This is a genomic window from Shewanella gaetbuli, assembly GCF_023284065.1.
Lineage (GTDB): Bacteria > Pseudomonadota > Gammaproteobacteria > Enterobacterales > Shewanellaceae > Shewanella > Shewanella gaetbuli.
Window position 1 is genome coordinate 204,819 of the sequence record NZ_JAKIKP010000002.1, and the last position, 17,347, is coordinate 222,165.

The 17,347-nt window shown below is 41.8% G+C and carries 10 protein-coding genes; 1 reads left to right on the forward strand and 9 read right to left on the reverse strand.

What is annotated here, in order from left to right:
* Window positions 1-130 precede the first annotated feature (130 nt).
* Together pulA and L2672_RS03625 are read right to left on the reverse strand one after the other, a co-directional pair.
* On the reverse strand, window positions 131-4,468 hold the full coding sequence (gene pulA, locus L2672_RS03620; RefSeq protein ID WP_248994478.1) for a pullulanase-type alpha-1,6-glucosidase: 4,338 nt from the start codon (window positions 4,466-4,468) through the stop codon (window positions 131-133).
* 87 nt (window positions 4,469-4,555) lie between these two features.
* Window positions 4,556-7,501, reverse strand: coding sequence for a TonB-dependent receptor (locus L2672_RS03625; protein WP_248994479.1), 2,946 nt, complete (start codon window positions 7,499-7,501; stop codon window positions 4,556-4,558).
* A gap of 397 nt (window positions 7,502-7,898) precedes the next feature.
* Between L2672_RS03625 and L2672_RS03630 the strand changes: the two genes are divergently transcribed.
* A complete protein-coding gene (locus L2672_RS03630) occupies window positions 7,899-8,336 on the forward strand; it encodes an OsmC family protein (RefSeq protein WP_248994480.1) in 438 nt (145 codons plus the stop codon).
* Window positions 8,337-8,446: 110 nt separating this feature from the next.
* Here L2672_RS03630 and L2672_RS03635 read toward each other — a convergent pair whose 3' ends face one another.
* The 7 genes from L2672_RS03635 to L2672_RS03665 all read right to left on the reverse strand — a co-directional run bounded on the left by L2672_RS03635 (window position 8,447) and on the right by L2672_RS03665 (window position 17,080).
* Window positions 8,447-9,022, reverse strand: coding sequence for a lipid-binding SYLF domain-containing protein (locus tag L2672_RS03635; RefSeq protein ID WP_248994481.1), 576 nt, complete (start codon window positions 9,020-9,022; stop codon window positions 8,447-8,449).
* A gap of 131 nt (window positions 9,023-9,153) precedes the next feature.
* On the reverse strand, window positions 9,154-12,408 hold the full coding sequence (locus L2672_RS03640; RefSeq protein WP_248994482.1) for a S41 family peptidase: 3,255 nt from the start codon (window positions 12,406-12,408) through the stop codon (window positions 9,154-9,156).
* Between the two features lie 400 nt (window positions 12,409-12,808).
* Complete coding sequence (locus tag L2672_RS03645; protein ID WP_248994483.1) at window positions 12,809-13,450, reverse strand: hypothetical protein; 642 nt, start codon at window positions 13,448-13,450, stop codon at window positions 12,809-12,811.
* Between the two features lies 1 nt (window position 13,451).
* Window positions 13,452-13,994, reverse strand: coding sequence for a sigma-70 family RNA polymerase sigma factor (locus tag L2672_RS03650; RefSeq protein WP_248994735.1), 543 nt, complete (start codon window positions 13,992-13,994; stop codon window positions 13,452-13,454).
* A gap of 95 nt (window positions 13,995-14,089) precedes the next feature.
* Window positions 14,090-15,145 (reverse strand): YfbK domain-containing protein, encoded by a 1,056-nt coding sequence (locus tag L2672_RS03655; RefSeq protein ID WP_248994484.1) that lies wholly within the window; start codon window positions 15,143-15,145, stop codon window positions 14,090-14,092.
* An 86-nt stretch (window positions 15,146-15,231) separates the two neighbouring features.
* Window positions 15,232-16,149: a hypothetical protein gene (locus tag L2672_RS03660; protein ID WP_248994485.1), complete on the reverse strand. Its 918-nt coding sequence runs from the start codon at window positions 16,147-16,149 to the stop codon at window positions 15,232-15,234.
* Window positions 16,150-16,234: 85 nt separating this feature from the next.
* Window positions 16,235-17,080: a hypothetical protein gene (locus tag L2672_RS03665; protein WP_248994486.1), complete on the reverse strand. Its 846-nt coding sequence runs from the start codon at window positions 17,078-17,080 to the stop codon at window positions 16,235-16,237.
* Window positions 17,081-17,347 lie beyond the last annotated feature (267 nt).

Sequence of the window (17,347 nt, forward strand, 5' to 3'; positions counted from 1 at the left end):
CATTACTAGACAGAAATTGCCGCACTTGGTTTGATTAGTTCAGCCTAATGTTAAATTTCTCTATCAATTTACAACATAAAAAAGCGCAACCATGACAACTCATGATTGCGCTTAAAAAGGGAAACCTTGTTTAGTTCACTTTAGAAACACTCAATGTGGGCGAATCTGCACTTGGGCCAGTTACCGTAAAGCGATAAGTTGCATCACTAGGCACAGATAACTTCATGTTAGCGCCTTTTTTAGCCAGCACTTTGGTCGTGTCTTCAGCCACCACCTCATCACCTGCTATAGCCCCAAAGTCAACAGTAGACCAATCTGCAGTCGCTATTTTGAATTCATAATCTCCAGCAGCAATGCTGATGTCAGCTGTGTATACAGATGAGCCTTGATAAGACAATGCGTCAACCTCACCCCAACCGTTCATTCCACCGCGAATAAAGACTGTATTACCCGCAAACATGTCAGTTTTATGGATAGTCACTACCGGCTCGTTGCGATTACTCATATCAAAAGTAAAGCTGTACATGGCATCAGCGTCAAAATCGAAGCTTAAATTAGCCCCTTTAACGGCTAATACTTTTGCCACACCATACTCAATTACCCCATCAGCTTCTCCACTTCCGTAGTCAACGGTACTCCAGTCACTTGAGGCAATTTTAAATCCTTTACTTCCCGCAGTAACCATCACTTCAGCTCGGTATAGGCTTCCACCGAGATAAACCATTTCGTTGTCAGTTGACCAACCATTCATATCGCCACGCAAATACACGGGCGTACCAATAAATGGCTCTTCGTTGTATACCGTTAACACTGGATTATCTTTGTCTGACGCATCAAGTGAGAATACATAAGTTCCGGCCATAGACGGGGTAAACTTCATGTTAGCACCAGAGCGAGCTAACGCTTCAGCAACCGATTCATCTACGTCAGCCACATCACCACTTAGGGCACCAAAATCAACGGTACTCCAATCAGCTGAGGCCACTTTGAACTCATAGGTTTGCGCATCTAAGGCTATCGCTATGCGGTATTCGCCAGCACCAACATAGGTAAAGGCATCCACCTCACCCCAACCGTTCATGCCACCACGAACAAATACCGTAGTACTGCCATATGGCACCACATCAGGCGCGCCAGCGGTTGCCGTTGCACTTAACCCCTCACCTTGGGTGTCACCTTGCAACTTAACAAATACTGCCGTCGTTAATGCGGGGACGGTAAAGGTTCCCTCGCCTTCTCCTTGGCTAAAGTTAGCATCCAGTTGGCGAGCATCTATAGAGTTAGCTAACGTGCTGTGCAAACTAAAGCCTGCCGCAGTAGGGACAGTATGAGATTGTGCTTCACTTGAGCCATTAACCATCACCACCATAGCATCAACCATAGGGTCAATATCTGATAGGCCTGCACCATCGTCTATGCTCATCACAATCAAACCTTGGGTTTGACGTTTACCAATATTATGAAAGCCAACTCGGTCAATAATGTCTTGAGCATTTGTTAAACGCAGTAATGGGCTGGCTTTGCGAATGGCTAAAAACTCATTAAATACACTGGACGCAAATTCAATTTCAGTCATAGATGCAGCTGAATTTGGGTTACCCGACAACGCAATAATTTGCTCCATTTTAGCGGCATTATCTTGAGCTAAAGGTAAACCCACATTCCAGTTATTACTGCCTTTGGTAAAGTCGACCCAGTTAAACCAGTCACCTGAGTCATAGGTGTTACGGTCCATTGATTTAGAACGTAACATGTCGCCACCCATTTGTAAGAAAGGAATCCCCTGACTTAATAATGGAATGCTAGCCGCTATATTTTGCACTCGAACACGGTCTTCAATCGACATTGTTGTGTCATTTGAATATTGCAAAATATCCCAAAGTGTTTCGTTATCATGCTTAGACACATAGTTAATGCTGTCAGCAGGATCTTTAGCATAAGCCGTAGGCTGAGAGTTCCAACTAAAGCTATTACCTGTAGCAGTGTTGCCATTGAAGTCTTTGAGTACGTAGTTTTCAATGTTACCCGCCATCGATAAGCGTAGGGTATCTTGATCTCTTAGGTGATCATCTTTTTGCTCAGTAGCAAATAACGCCCCGCCGCGAACGGCTTCACGTATGCGGTCATTAAAGGTACCCACTTCGCTGCCCGCCATATTGGCTTGGGTGGCTTGCTCAAATAAGCGGTTGTCTGCAACCTCGCCAAAATTCCAGCCTTCACCGTAAAAGTAGTTATCTGGATCAACGGCTTGAACAGCTTCACGGGCGGCAAGAATACTGCTTTTAGGCATATGCCCCATTACATCGAATCGGAAGCTATCAAAGCCATAGTGCTCCGCTAAAATCACCATAGAGTCGCTAACAAACTTGTCCATCATTCGATGTTCAGTTGCGGTGTTGTCACAACAGGTTGATGATTCTATTTTGCCGGTGATTTCATTGTAACGGTGGTAATAACCCGGCACGACTTTGTCGAGTACTGAGTTATCCCATAAGCCTGAAGCACTGGTGTGGTTATATACCACATCAAGTACTACGCGTAAGCCAAGCTCATGTAATGATTGGTTCATTGCACGTAGCTCTTTAATGCGCGCAGTGCCTTCTGCATCACTTGCATAACTGCCTTCTGGGGCGATAAAGTGGTGCGGGTCGTAACCCCAGTTGAAGCTGTCATAACCTCGCATTGCATTGACTAAGTTTTGCGCATCGTCAGAACCCACGGTAAAGCCCGCGAGTACTTCTTCAATGGTGGCTGAGGTGTCTTCTGTTTTACAGGCATCAGCATTATCATCAATTTTGGCGCAAAGTTTCGCTAATGTATCGGTAATATCAATGCGTTCAGCAGCATCTTCATTAATGGTTGCAATGTCGGTTACCGGTAATAGGTGGAAATGGGTAACGCCACTTTCAGCCAGTTTACGCAGATGTTCTACTGGCGCACTACCGTCTTCAGTAAAGGCTAAATATTTGCCACGATTAGCCTCAGAGGTTGATTCGTCTCGAGCGCTAAAATCACGAACATGCCCTTCATATATCACCGCATCTTCAATATTTGCGATTGTCGGCACGGTGTGATCATCCCAACCATCTGGCTTTAAGTCAGCATCGTCTAAATTAACAAACTGGCTGTAATGACCATTGGTGGATACGTTTAATGAATACGGATCACTTGTGAGTAATGTTTCTATTTTGCCACTAACAGGATGATATACCGTCACCTCAAATTGGTAATACTGGCGGTCTAATTCATTACCGCCACTATATGACCAAATACCGGTTGCGGTGTCTTCTGTCATTTGATGGCTAGCAATTTCCTTTTTAGCGGCGTCATAGACTTTTAACATGACATTTTGCGCTGTTGGTGCCCAAACTTTAGAGACAATATTGCCATTATCGTACATCACCCCTAATGGTGCTTCGTCAGCATCGTTTTCAGCTTGGGTGTATAAATCATCTAGCACTTTTGCCACTTGTACTTTACTGGCTGCAACAGCTTTGTTTTCGCTATCATATGCAGCTAACACTAATTGCTGCTTGGCAATAGCTTTTGCTTGCTGTGCATCAAAGTTAGCCTCATAAGCTGGCCAAGTGGCTAAATGTGGCGCTAACGCTTTAAGCTCGTCGGTTAACTCAGTAGCAACCACTTCTATTTGCTCGCCGCCTATCATGCCTTTGTCATCAACGACTGCAGTTGCATCTGCAGAATGGTGTAATACAAACTTTGCGATGCCGTCAGGTGATTCGTTCCATACAAAAGTGTTTTGATCTAACCAATGAGCACTGGCACCATCAATTGAAAAACCAACCTCTAAAATAGGATAGTCATACACATCACTTTCACCGTGAATAGTAAAGTTTGCGCGATCAAACTGTGCTTCAGGGGCTGCTGAATCTTCATAGGCTTTAAGATTCATCACTAAGTCGCCATCACCTAAAGCTTTACCTGAACCCTCAGTACCAATGTGCACAATAAAGTTGGCACATTCACTGTGACCTTCTTTTAAGTTTAAGATCCAATAAGCACCATAGTTAGGGTCAATCCCATCAAAAGAATGGCCATTTGCCCAGTCAGTTGAGTCGAATGGTGGCGCATAGGCATCACAAGTATCGTTATTCCAAGTATGTAATTTATACCCTGGGTAGTTTGGGTTACTGTCGCTGTTGTCTTTGTCTTTTATGCGGTTGTAATAAAGTACTGCTTGGTTTTCACCTGCTAGCACCATAGGTACTGGCAATTCTGGGTTATATCCCACAATACAACTTTCATTTTTGGCATCTGGAAACTTAGGCGCTGGGCAGTTAAGTGGCGGTGGTGGCACACACTCTGTTCCCGCAGCATTAGGAATATTAGGTACATTACAGGTCAATAAAACTTCACCCGGTTCTGACGAGTCACTACCGCAACCCGCTAATGCCCCCACACTTAACGCTAATGCGCTAAGTTTAAATATTGTTGCTTTTGTCATCATGACTGACTACTCCCGATCATTTTTTGCTGTGATTCCAACACGATTATTAACGTTGTTTGGGTTGGATTTTTTGGCACTAACAATGGATTACATGGCATAGGTGAACCCCAAGAAAAATTCGCGACCAAAGTACTGTAAGGTGCCGGTTTTAGCTTCGGTACCAAAGTAACTTTTGGTCGGTTCGTCGGTTAGGTTATTAACTTGGAATAACACCCCTAGCCCATCGGTAATTTGATAAGAGGCTTGGTAATCAATAACGGTTTCGCCGTCAAAGTTAACTACCTGTTCGTTAATCGCTACTTGCTCAGACACAAACTCATCACGATAACGAGCACTCACTCGCGTCTCGAAACCTTCATAGGCATAAAATAGCGTGGCGCTGACCACGTTGTTTGATAAGCCTGGTAAGTCTTGGGTTGCAGTGTCGCCACCTAAATTAGTAATAGATTCCACTTCAGACTCGGTATACGAGTAACTGGCGTTAAAGCCTAAACCTGACCATGCATCAGGAAGAGAGGCAAAAACTTGGGTATAAGCCAACTCTAAACCGCGAATATAGCCACCTTCAGCGTTGTTAACTGCGGTGGTATAAGTGCCATTGGTGGTTGCTATTTGTTCGCCACTGATTTCATCAATGATGTATTCAGGTACGTTAAAACCATTGCCTTTAAAGTCGAAGTTTTCAATGGCTATGGTATCGATGAATGAGTCAATATTTTTGTAGAATACTGCAGCTACAAATGCGCCTTCGTCAAAATATCGCTCGTAAGACAGATCATATTGATCGGCATAAAATGGCATCAAGAATGGATTATTGGTACTTGAACCATTAATTTCACCGTCATCGGATACTGAAGCACTAATGTCACCTGCTAAACGATTAATAGGCGGACGTGACATCACTTTTGCCGCAGCAAAACGAATTTGAGAATCGTCGGTTATTTTAAAGTTAAGGTTTACTGAAGGTAGGTAGTCGGTATAACTCACCCCTTGTAATGTGCGGGCATAGTTTTGATTGATAATGCCAATCTCGTCAGCAATATTTTGTGCACCTAGCTCAACATCGCCTTCGACATTTTGTAGCATGGTCGCCGACTGGTCAGTATCAACCATACGTACACCAAAGTTACCTGTAATGGGAATGCCACCCAGCTCAGTATCAATGTTGGCCATTACATAGGCAGATAACACTTCTTCGTATACATCGCCACTTTGTAGCACAGACCAAGAATAGTTAGTGGTGTAGCCTTTAGGGTCAATCACCCCACCAGCATTACCCCAGGTTTGTACTGGTTGTGGTACGCCATCAGGAAACCACGCATTGAGCGCTTTATCTAAATCAACGGCTAAATAAGCAGGGAAATAGCTAAAATCGCCTTGCCAGTCAACCACAGTGGTCATATCTTCGGTGAGCTTTAATGGAGGCTCTGATTTTGAAAATGCCCCGTCGTTTCCGTATTCAAATACAGAACGGTCATTACTGTAGGTTCTGTCTGAGTATCGAGCGCCAAATTCCACACTAGAGATGACATCATTGTCTAGATCATATTTAAAATCGAGTCGATAAGCTTGAACTTCATCTTCGTTCACAAAAGGATAAATTCCGTACTTACTGACCATCACTCGGTCTACATCTGAAAACGCTTCAGCTTGATTAAAGCCGACATCGGGTAAATCAAGGCCGTTAAGCAAGTAACTCACTGAGACATTTTCATCAAATATTGGCGTATCGGCATTAGCGTCAACGGCCACATTTGACCATAACAAGCCATTTCTAAAATCACTTTTAGCTGAAGATAAAGACACATCCACATTAACGTTTAAGCGATCAGTTACTTGCCAATCAGCATTAATGCCGTAACTATTGACTTCATCAAAATCTTGGTTGTCGTCATTAACAATTTCAACACGGGTGTAGCTTTTAGAGGTGCGATTAAAGGTACCGCCAATTAAGCTGTTTCCGTCATAGGTTGGGTTAGCTACGCTGGCGTTTCTGCCACCAAACTTTACCCGATAACCTCTCGCAAAAGCTTCACTGTCAAAGCGTGACATAAACGCATCGGCTTTTAAGACAAAGTTATCAACCGGCGCCCACTCGATGGCTCCCATATAGCCATTTCGGGTTTCAACACCGCCTAAATGCTGTACTTCAAAACCTTCACTAATGTATTCATAATTTGGATTATCAACCGGCCCATTGGTGTCATTTTCTAGGCCGTCTAGCTCTTTTGAATCGTTATACGCAAGGCCAATAAATTGGGTGGCAACACTGGGCTGTTCTAATCTGGCATAACCCACAGCTACGCCTAAGGTGTCTTCTAAAAACTTACCTTGGTATGAAAAACTGAGTCGGCTACCGTATTCTTCAGCGCCATACACTTCATTGGCTCTGTCGTTATACATTCCGCGAGCATTGACCACAAAACTATGCTGTTTATCACTGCTTAATGGGCTGACTGTCGACAGCTCAACTGTACCGGCAACGCCGCCTTCAATGAGCGATGCTTTAGGCGATTTATAAACCGCGGCCGATGAAATGAGCTCTGAAGGGTATTGGTCAAACTCAATACTTCGTGAACCACTTGTTGAGACCTGTTCACGTCCATTTAAGGTAGAAAAAACAAACCCGCCAGACATACCACGAATATTAATCTCAGCTGCTTGCCCCCCGGTTCGCACAGCTGAAATGCCCGGTAAGCGAGTTAATGCATCAGCCATAGAGACATCAGGCAACGCCCCTAAATCATCAGCAGATAACTGCTCTGACACAGTGTCTGAGTAGCGTTTAGAATTTAAAGAATCAATAAGGCTGCGGCTATAACCTTTGACTTGAATGCGTTCTATAGGTAAATCATCAGTGATAGTGGTGTCAGCTTGAGTTGAATTTTGTTCTGTGGTTTCAACAGCGACGCTTTGTTCAGCGGTTGGTTGTTTAACTTCATCTGCTGCTTGAGATATTTGTGGTATCAATAAGACACTCATCCCCGCTGCAGCCAAAGCTAAAGTCAACACGGTTGGTTTACTTTTGAGCATTGGTTTCCCCTTCCCCATACAGGTTTTATTTGCCCAACACTCAGATATACCACTCATACTATGCAGAATATTGAACAGTTTTTAATTCCGTTATACTAGGCATTGACACAGCACCACCTCAACACAATGCATACGTATTCATAACAATTATGCAACAAAATGGTATTTTATCTACCCATCGCATAAATTTATTGTTAGCCATTTCCTGAGACTTATTAACCACTTGTGATAAGTAGAGCCGTTTTATATATTTTTAGGTTAATCCTAATAATTAAATCATTTAGCAGAAAAGGCTAAAAACAGACAAAGAGGTGGACTTTAGGCTCGTGTTAGTGTTGAATTTGCACCGAGTATGGCGATATCAATGCAATATTATTAAGTAACTTAGGAGTGTTGGATGGGTTTTAAAGTCACTGTTGATTGGCAAACATCACCCGCTGAAGAAGGCGAGTTCAATCGAGATCACCAAGTTAAATATGGTAGCGGTCAATCAATACAAGCTTCATCGGCTCCTGAATACAAAGGCAATGAAGCAAAAATAAACCCTGAAGAAAACCTGTTAGCGGCTTTATCTTCATGTCACATGCTGACATTTTTAGCTATTGCACATTTAAAGCGCTTACCGGTATCAACGTATACCGATAACGCTGTAGCCGATTTAGGCAAGAATGATGCTGGTAAAATTGCGGTAGTCAAAATGACTTTAAACCCACAAGTCGAGTTTGCTGACCATGTGGAAGTGAGCCCAGAAACCATTGCTAAGATCCATGAAAAAGCGCACGCTAACTGCTTTATTGCTAACTCGTTGGCTTGTGAAGTAGAAATAAAATACTAAGCAGTGACAAAAATTATTCATTAAAAAAGCCGCTATTGCGGCTTTTTTAATGTTAACTTTTATATTGTTAACGTGTAGTAATTAGCTGGACAACTCAAACTGAGCAAATGCTATTCGTCGTTTTCCATAAAGTCATCAGAAAAGTCAGTTTCCCAATACTTATAACCTTGGACCGTTGCTTGAGCTGCTGCCCCCATCAAATTAACTTGGTAAGTTTTTACACCATCAATATCAGCAGATTGATTGGCTGAAGCTTGGTCGCCACTATCCTCATATTTTGCACTGGCTTCTGCTTGAGCTTGGCCTTCATAACCCGACTCTTTAAAACGAGTCAACGCGCTCTGCTTCATAAATGCTTGTACATAAGCCATTTGCTTCCAACCAATTCCTGCGCCTGCTCCAGCAGTGGCAAAGCGGTAATAAGATTTTTTACCACCTTCGGTTAGCACACACACACCACCACCAGTTGATAACGCAAACAAGTAACTATTGCTACCAGTACAAACAACATGACCAACAGACTGACTCACGGCTGTTTTGGCCGCAGGGTGCTGTTTATAAATCTCAGCTAATGCAGCTTGGGTTTCTTTTACAGCGTTGGCTTTTTTAGCTTCAGGGGTACTTCCTGTTGCACACGCTGTTAAGCCCAAAAGTGCTGCGATTGTTATCAATGATTTTAATTGCATACGGTGTGGATCTCCTTGTAGATAATGCCGTAAATATAGTGGGATTTATCTACAGCTGAAAGTAAATATAGACTAAAAAGCCTGTATTGCTACAGGCTTTTGGGTTTATGGTTACATTTGTAAAACCAAATTTACTTAATATCTACAGCTTTACCACCTTTTGGCAAAGGCAATGCTTGTAATGGTGGCATAGGCTGTTGAGCTAATTGACCTTTTAAATACTCAATTGCCGCCTCAAGTTGAGCATCATGACCTTGGTAAGTTGCGTAAGGTAGATTGCTTACCTCTACATCAGGCTCTACACCGTGGCCCTCAACTATCCAGCGTCCATCCATAGCATATTGTGGGTATTCAGCTACTCGTGCCATGCCGTTATCAGTTACACGATTTCGGCCAGACAACCATACGCCCGCGCCTGCCGTTTGCTTACCTATCACTGGTGCTAAACCTAGAGCCTTAATGCCCGCTGTAAAGGTTTCACCGTCTGAATATGTCATTTGGTCGGCTAACACCACCAGCTCCCCCCTAAAGGTTTGCTGCATGTTGGTACTGGCACTTCCGTGTGTAGGCTGCCAGAATGCCCACGCTTTTCTGAGCAGTTTTTCAATTACCCAGCTATCAATGTTGCCACCACGATTTCTGCGCACATCAATAATCAGCCCAGGTTTATCATAATTGGTATAAAACTCACGGGCAAAACTGGCAATATCTCCCGCACCCATGGCATATAAATGCAAATAGCCAAAGTCATCTTTGGACGCTTTTGCCACTTTAGTTTGATTAGTATGTACCCAATCTAAATACCTTAATTTTGCATCAGTGCTCGTATTCACTGGCAACACTACGGTTTTATGCTGTTTTTTGCCGCGGGTCAGTGTTAGCAATACTTGTTTATTCTCTTGATTGCGCAGCAACTGAGTCACATCACCTAAATTATTAACCGGTTGGCCATTAATTGCATTAATAATATCTCCAACTTGAGCATCGACCTCAATTCTTGCTAATGGTGATGCTTGCTGTGGGAATTCAGGATCATTTTGATAGATATGGGCAATTTCTACGCCTTTGTCAGTTAGGTGTAGTCTTGCGCCTAATGAAGCTGATTTTGGTGCATTGGGATCTTTAGCAACATCACCACCGCGTACTTGTGAATGTAATGAGTCTAGCTCTCCCATCATTTGCTCAAACACATCATTAAGTTCATGTCTGTCGGTGAGTCTGGCTAATAACGGTTGATATTTTTGCTTAGTTGCTTGCCAATCTAAACCGCGCATATTGGTGTCAAAAAACTGATCTCGATGCATTAACCAAGCATCTTCAAATATTTGTTGCCACTCTTGCATTGGCGATACGTTTAATTGCCACGACTGTGCATTCACTTTTGCCTGACTGACATCACTGGGTAACTTAGGCCCTGCATCAACAATTAACATATCCTTGGGGTTTGACTGCTTTTGTAACCAAATTGAGCTGTTGTCATTGGATAGAGTAAAGCGGCCAATATCTTCAGCAAAAACGTCTACTTTAGGTGAGTTGTTAGCAAACTTAATCCACTTTAAGGCACTTTTGTCATTATGGGTATCTAATAGATATAAGCCCTTATCTGACGATTGTAACTGGCTATAATTACCGGATTCAACGGGGACTTGCCATAAGCGAGTTTCAATATTTTTCCAATCCACTTTTACCGTAGACTTTTTAGCCTTGTTATCCTTAGTCTTTGGCGTTAACTCGGTTTGTTTTGCGAAAGGGAATAACGCTTTCTCGTTAAGGGCTAGTGCAAATATTTGGGTGCGTTTATCAAATACTGGCCCCATGTTTCTGTCACCCCAAGGTGATGATGGCGTGGCATTAAAATCACGATTTGATAAGAAATATAACCAATTACCGTCATCACTAAAGCTAGGGGAAAATGATTCATACTTATCTGATGTCATCACTTTTGCTTTAGATTCTTTAACGGAATAAAGCACAATTTGAGGACGTTGCTTGCCTATTTCAGCTTTAGTTAACGCAATATATTCACTGCTTTTTGACCATACAATATCGGGATATGGCCCTAGTCCTTCACCATTAGTCGCAATTTTTTTATTGCTGCCTTTGTTTAAATCTAACAACCATACATTGCCCATATAATCGTCATGCGCAATATATCTGCCATCAGGAGATAAGTGCATGCTGGTACGCAGTGCTTTACCGTCTTTAGTTAATTGTTTAGCGCCTTGGCTACCATCTGCCGGATATTGCCAAATTTCTTGTTCACCAGACGCATCGCTAATGCCATAAACCCATTTACCGTCATGGCTTAATATGGCGTCTCTGACTCGACTTTTAGGGTCTGTGGCAATTTGCACTAAACGACGTTCACCTTTATTAGCAATAGCCACATGGCTTCGTGCGGTGATTACAACTTGATCGCCCTTTGGGCTTAAACGCGTTGACGTGGCATACTCTAGCGGATCATTAATCCATTGTTCTTGTCGATGTGGAAAATCACTGGTGAGTTGAATATCAACAATGCTGTCGGTGTTAGTGGCAAGATCAAATAGTTTGATATCTGCCCCCTGTTGGAACACGACTTTGCCTTGATAAATATTAGCATCTCTTACTTGCCAATCTTTATATTCACTATGCTGTTTAATATCTTGCCCTGTCACTGACATTGACCAAATATTGTCGTTACCTGAGGCATCACTAATAAAATAAACTCGGTCTTGCCATAACATAGGTTGGCGTACTGAGCCTTCATGACTGGTCGTTAATTGTTGTGCTTCTTGGTCATCCCCAAGCTTATAGCGCCATATTTCACCTTTGGCGCCACCACGATACACCTTGGCGTTATCGCCACTGGCCTGCAAACCAAATTGGGTAAAGTAAACATACTCACCTTTAGCGTCAATTACCCCTTCAATAGCGTCCGCCAGTGGAATGTTATTCACGCTTAGCGTTTGCGGGTTAACGGTTTTAAGCACCCAGTAATTTGCCGGGCCAAATGCGTTGTCTGTTGAATATAAAATTTCACCGGTTGCGGTCCAACCTTGTAATCTTACTCGTGAATTTTCAAAACTCACCCGCTTAGGCACGCCACCTGCAATGGGCATTACATAAATTTCAGTCGAACCTTCATAATTGGCACTGTAGGCGACCCACTGGCCGTCGTGTGAAATAGTCGCATCAAGTTCTTCTGCGGCATGGGTCGTTAACCGTTTAGCTTGTTGCGCATTCACTTGGGTAGTCCATAAGTCACCCTCAGCAGTAAACACTAAGGTATTTTCATGTAAAGCGGGGGCGCGATAGTAACCATTGCTGGCTAAAGCCGTTGATGAAAATGCACTGACACAGCTGAGCGTTAACATACAGCTCAAAATAGAACGACGAAATTTCATATGTGTTTATTTCCCTATTATTTTTATTGATCTTTTATCCATGGTCACGTTACCAGAATGTGTTTTTTTTTAAAGCGTCAAAATGTAACGATTAATTAACCTGAGCTGCGCATAACAACTTGCTTTCTAGAGCCTATTTTTACTGATAACTGCGTTAAATTTGTTTGCAATAGACCAGCTATTGACGCACAAATTTGCCTTGTTCTAAGCAAAAATACCTCTCTAGAAATGTATTTGAAAGTAAAAATCATATGAATCAGTATATTAGCTAATCTCTTATACGCAGTTCAGGTTAACTAGAATATTGCCAACACTTGTAACAGAATGATTACGTTATGAAAAACAACAAGGACGGTAAAGCACTATTACTTTACCGTCCTGAGGGAGTTTTTGATATAAATTAACGGGTTAAGATTATCTGTTTGATTTCAATATATTGTTGATACAACGGATGTTGCTGTTGTTTTATTTGAGGGAACTGCTGTTCTAACACCTGCAAATATTCAACGGCTTGCTGCCATTGTTGCTGCGCGGCAAGCTCGTTTAATACTTCAACGCCTTGCTGTGGGCTAACAATGGAAATGTCATCTTTTGTATGAGCTTGTGGCGCTGACTTGGCAGACTTCAACCTTTGTGCAGCCACGGATGCTGGTGCCATTTCTGCTTGCATAGGCTCAGCAATATCCATTTGCATTGGCATGATTTCATCTGCGTCTGTAGAGGTTGGCTGTTGCTGCATCATTGGGTTGACCAACAATAGCCCAACTATCAAAATAACTGAGGCGGCAGTAGATATCTGCCAAGTATACTTTCGCCAAGTTTTAAGCTGAACCACATTGGTTTTATGGGTTAACTCTGCATCTAACTGTTGTTGTGCCGATAAGTTTGCCTCGGTATCGCTTTGGGTCATCAACTGCTGTTTAGCTTGAGCCATAATGGCGCTATCTAATGACTCGCTAGGCTCAGGTTGTGGCCCTTTATGATACAAGTTGACGATTTCATCTTGAATGGCTAAAAACTCTTCATCGGATTGTGTTGTCATATTATGCCTCGCGATACTGTTGACTCACACAAGTCTTAATGTTTTGGTAAGCGTATCTAATGCGACTTTTAGTGGCCTCAAGAGTGGCTTGAGCTATTTCACTAATCACACTGGCAGTTAACCCTAATTCGACATTAAGCAAAAAAGCTTCCTTTTGCACGCTGGGTAATGAGTCAATACAGTGCTGCAGCGTTTTAGCTTGCTGGCTTTGCTGAAACTGCACCTCAGGTTCGGTTGCTTCAGTGGCCATGAAGTCATCCATAGTTTGATCTTCACCTAATGCTTGAGTATCGTCTAAAGGTTTTACGGCTCTCACATGATCAATTATGAGGTTATGAGCAATTTTATATAACCAAGTGGTAAATTTAGCGTTCACTTGGTAATTCGCCGCTGCTTTAATCACTCGACTCCACACATCTTGATATAAATCTTGTGCCAGCGCTTCATCTTTTAGCTGCCGAATAAAATAGCGATATAGCGGGCCTTTATGCTTTTTATATAGGCATTCAAAAGCCTTAATATCTCCCGATTGGTAAGCCAACATGAGTTGCTCATCGGTAGATAAGTCACTTTCTGCTAATGATAACTTGTCATTACCTGCAAACAATTGGCTAGAATTTGTTGTCATTGATTCTCTCGTCATGGCTCTGTCAGTAATTGAGTCGCACGCATTAAATGTAGAAATTCTTGTCGCTGGCCCAACTCATCATTGCCTAATGCGCTAGCTGCGATTTCAATTAATTTAGCATAGTCAACATCATGTAGATAAGCATTATGATTGAGTAATTGACCAAAACCTGCGACGGCTGCAGCAAATCTAAAATCATCTGAAGCATGTTCGAATCGAGATTCACCGTCTACATTTGACACTGCAAATGTGGTGCTGGTGGCAGCCTGTGGCCATCCATCAATATTATCAGGCTGATAATGCAACCTAACCACAGCCATTTGATAAGGCGTAAAATCACTAAACCGCTGATGTCCGTGTGTTTTTTTAAGCCTTACTTGCTTAACAACACTTTGTTTAAGCTGTTGTCTTTCAACATCATAATGCGGATTATATCTCAGCTCATATAAAGCCGTTATCGTGTTTTTATGGGTATCAGTTAGTTTATCGTCATGCTGGTGTTCATGCTGACGAGCTTGTTGGGTTTCATATCCAATAAGCCGATACTCTAGTACTAATTCAGGGTTGAAATCGAGCGAAACCTGTACTTTCTCTGTCCAATTTATTGATGACGTCGTGGTAGGCGAAGCAATAATGACAATACGTAATAGGTGAGTATCGTGATTATAGGGCGACGGTGCATGAGTGGCATTTAAGCTAAATAATTCTGAAGTCTGTGTGCGTTTGTCGTCAAGTAATGCCTGCTTATCAATTGGAAAATAATTGACTAACTGCTCAGTCGCTATCACATACTTTGGTGGCAACTGACCTTGCTGTATATAGAGAGTTAACTTGTTAACACTGTTATTTTCAACGGCAAAAGGGAATCCACTAAAAGGGGTTTCCCCTGCCACCATGTTGCCACTTTGAACTAGATTCCTTAGATGGATAATTGGGGCGATATCAACAGGGCTTTCTGCATGGGCATTAACAACACTTAACAGCCCCGCAAATAAGATATAAATGCGCCTGATTAAACTCGTTCTTTTAGTTAAAGTGGTAAAATGTAACGCTGGAGAAACAAACATGGTTCAGCCCTTAATTAATCTGCGTAGGGGTATAAACGCACTTAAAAGCCAAAAGGGTTAAAATAATTTATTTCTCTACAGTAATATTACCACTGCATAAGCCTATCAATTTCAGGCTTCAACAAGTCCTGTTCTTCTTGATTAAAATGGCTATTATGTTCATTAATAAAAGCCTTCTTAAACTCATCTGTAGCCATCACTTGATCAATGATGCCCACTAACGCTTTACCTTGTGGTGTTTTTGAACAAGCCATATAGCCTAAATCAGGAGTTAACACCCCTTTGATGGGAATAGCATGAAACTCTGCTGAAATACCTATTTTGTCAGTCACTAAACTGGCTTCGGCAGAATATTCTATCACGCCTAACACACGTTCTTTTATCAGCATTTCAATGAGTTTATTGGTAGAGTTCATCCCACTTCTCACATAAAAGTTTTGCGGCTGCTGAGCGAGAATATGATCCAATTTTTCACCATAAGAGCGAGAGCTAACGACGCCAATATGACCTGCCATTAAAGCGGGGAGGTTTTCTAAATCAACAGGTTCAGCAACAATTCCGGTATTCTTTTTCAATACTATTAACCTAAGTGGAGGGTATACCGTAATAGGTTTTTGACTAAAGTAAGCAACCGCTTCGCGCTCTGGTGACTTAAATTTATTGTACATACAAGCATTACCCAGTTTATTTAAGTCACTCCACGATCGACTATAACTTGCTTGTTTTTGCTCGAAATGAAATTGGTTATCGCTCAGTTGCAATAAAATAGCGAACATACCTAGAGGCTGATATTGGGTTAAATCACTTTGAGTACTATCGGTTTCTGCAAGGAGTATCCCTTGCATCGGTTCTTCTTGTATAAGACTATCTTGCTTAGACGTTGCTTGCAGCGCATGAATTGATAGCGTTGATACTACTGCTACGCATACAATAAGCTTAGCAATACATTGATAGATAAAGTTAATATTAGTCCTAATTATTGTTTTTATTTTGGAATAACTCAAAATACCACTCCTGAAAATACAGTCGTTATTGTTTATCCATTATCGATATCATATTCCGTTATTTTTATGTCACGCATGCTGGCAATTATTCAGATTCTGCACCAAACAAAGCAATCAATTCGCTGGTTAATAATGATTTATCATCTATTGAAGAAAATTCATCGTGAATTTGGATTAAAGATTGTTGAAAGGCCTTCTGGCTCATGGCCTCATTAATGGTGTTGATAAGTGCCTGCCCATTAGCGGATTTTGAACAGGCAAAATACCCTGGTAACGGTTTATCGACACCTTTAATAGGAATGGCTTTAAAGTCAAACTCAATGAGTCCCTCTTGAAGATGTGCGTTGACGGTATCAGCATATTCAACAAAACCATCAATGCGATTTAACGCTAACATCTCTACCATTACCCCTACGGAGTTTTCACCATCTCGAAAGAATAATGCATCTTTTTGCTGAGATATTTGTTCATCTAAATGGCGTCCGTATGAGCGATTTACCGTAACGCCATAGCGCTTATAATCACTGGGTTGCAACGTTGAAAAATCAAATTCATTAGCATATTTTTGCCCATCACTGGCTCTAACAATAAGGCGTAATGGAGGATAAAGAGTGATAGGATATCGGCTAAAAATGGCCAGTTTCTCGCGATCAGGTGTTTTAACTTTGTTATACATACAGGCATTGTCTAACTTGGTTATTTCAACCCAACCTCTTGGCAAGCTCATTTGCCTATGGGTAAAGGTTAAGCGCGGATTGCTGTTATTTTTGAGTAAATCTAGCACTGCCATCGGCTTCATTTGAGTTAAATCAATTCTATTAGGAGAAAACTCACCCAGCAATACAGCCTCAATGTTAGCTGTATTGGCGCAAGGCATGACAATCATAGCGCCTAAAAATGCCAAAAAAGGGACTTTATACTTAACAACCATGTGACTATTTATTCTCTAATGATTCTAAAAGCCTTAAATCTCAATCAGTAAAAGGCACACTCAAACAACACAACATTACCTTAACAATATACCAATTTATGAATAACTGAACGTTAGTTTGCAAAAAAAGCCCATTTTTTGCGGATTTTATACAAATTGATACACCCAAAATGATGATTACTGGCTTTCAATAGGAATATTCGATTTTCCAAACTGAGTGTTAGGAGCACAAAACACTAAACTGCAGCGAAATGTATGTCGGCATGA

Coding starts and splice junctions, on each gene's coding strand:
- pulA (WP_248994478.1), bottom strand. CDS start 4,468: ATGATGACAAAAGCAACAATATTTAAACTTAGCGCATTAGCGTTAAGT.
- L2672_RS03625 (WP_248994479.1), bottom strand. CDS start 7,501: ATGCTCAAAAGTAAACCAACCGTGTTGACTTTAGCTTTGGCTGCAGCG.
- L2672_RS03630 (WP_248994480.1), top strand. CDS start 7,899: ATGGGTTTTAAAGTCACTGTTGATTGGCAAACATCACCCGCTGAAGAA.
- L2672_RS03635 (WP_248994481.1), bottom strand. CDS start 9,022: ATGCAATTAAAATCATTGATAACAATCGCAGCACTTTTGGGCTTAACA.
- L2672_RS03640 (WP_248994482.1), bottom strand. CDS start 12,408: ATGAAATTTCGTCGTTCTATTTTGAGCTGTATGTTAACGCTCAGCTGT.
- L2672_RS03645 (WP_248994483.1), bottom strand. CDS start 13,450: ATGACAACACAATCCGATGAAGAGTTTTTAGCCATTCAAGATGAAATC.
- L2672_RS03650 (WP_248994735.1), bottom strand. CDS start 13,994: ATGTTGGCTTACCAATCGGGAGATATTAAGGCTTTTGAATGCCTATAT.
- L2672_RS03655 (WP_248994484.1), bottom strand. CDS start 15,145: ATGTTTGTTTCTCCAGCGTTACATTTTACCACTTTAACTAAAAGAACG.
- L2672_RS03665 (WP_248994486.1), bottom strand. CDS start 17,080: ATGGTTGTTAAGTATAAAGTCCCTTTTTTGGCATTTTTAGGCGCTATG.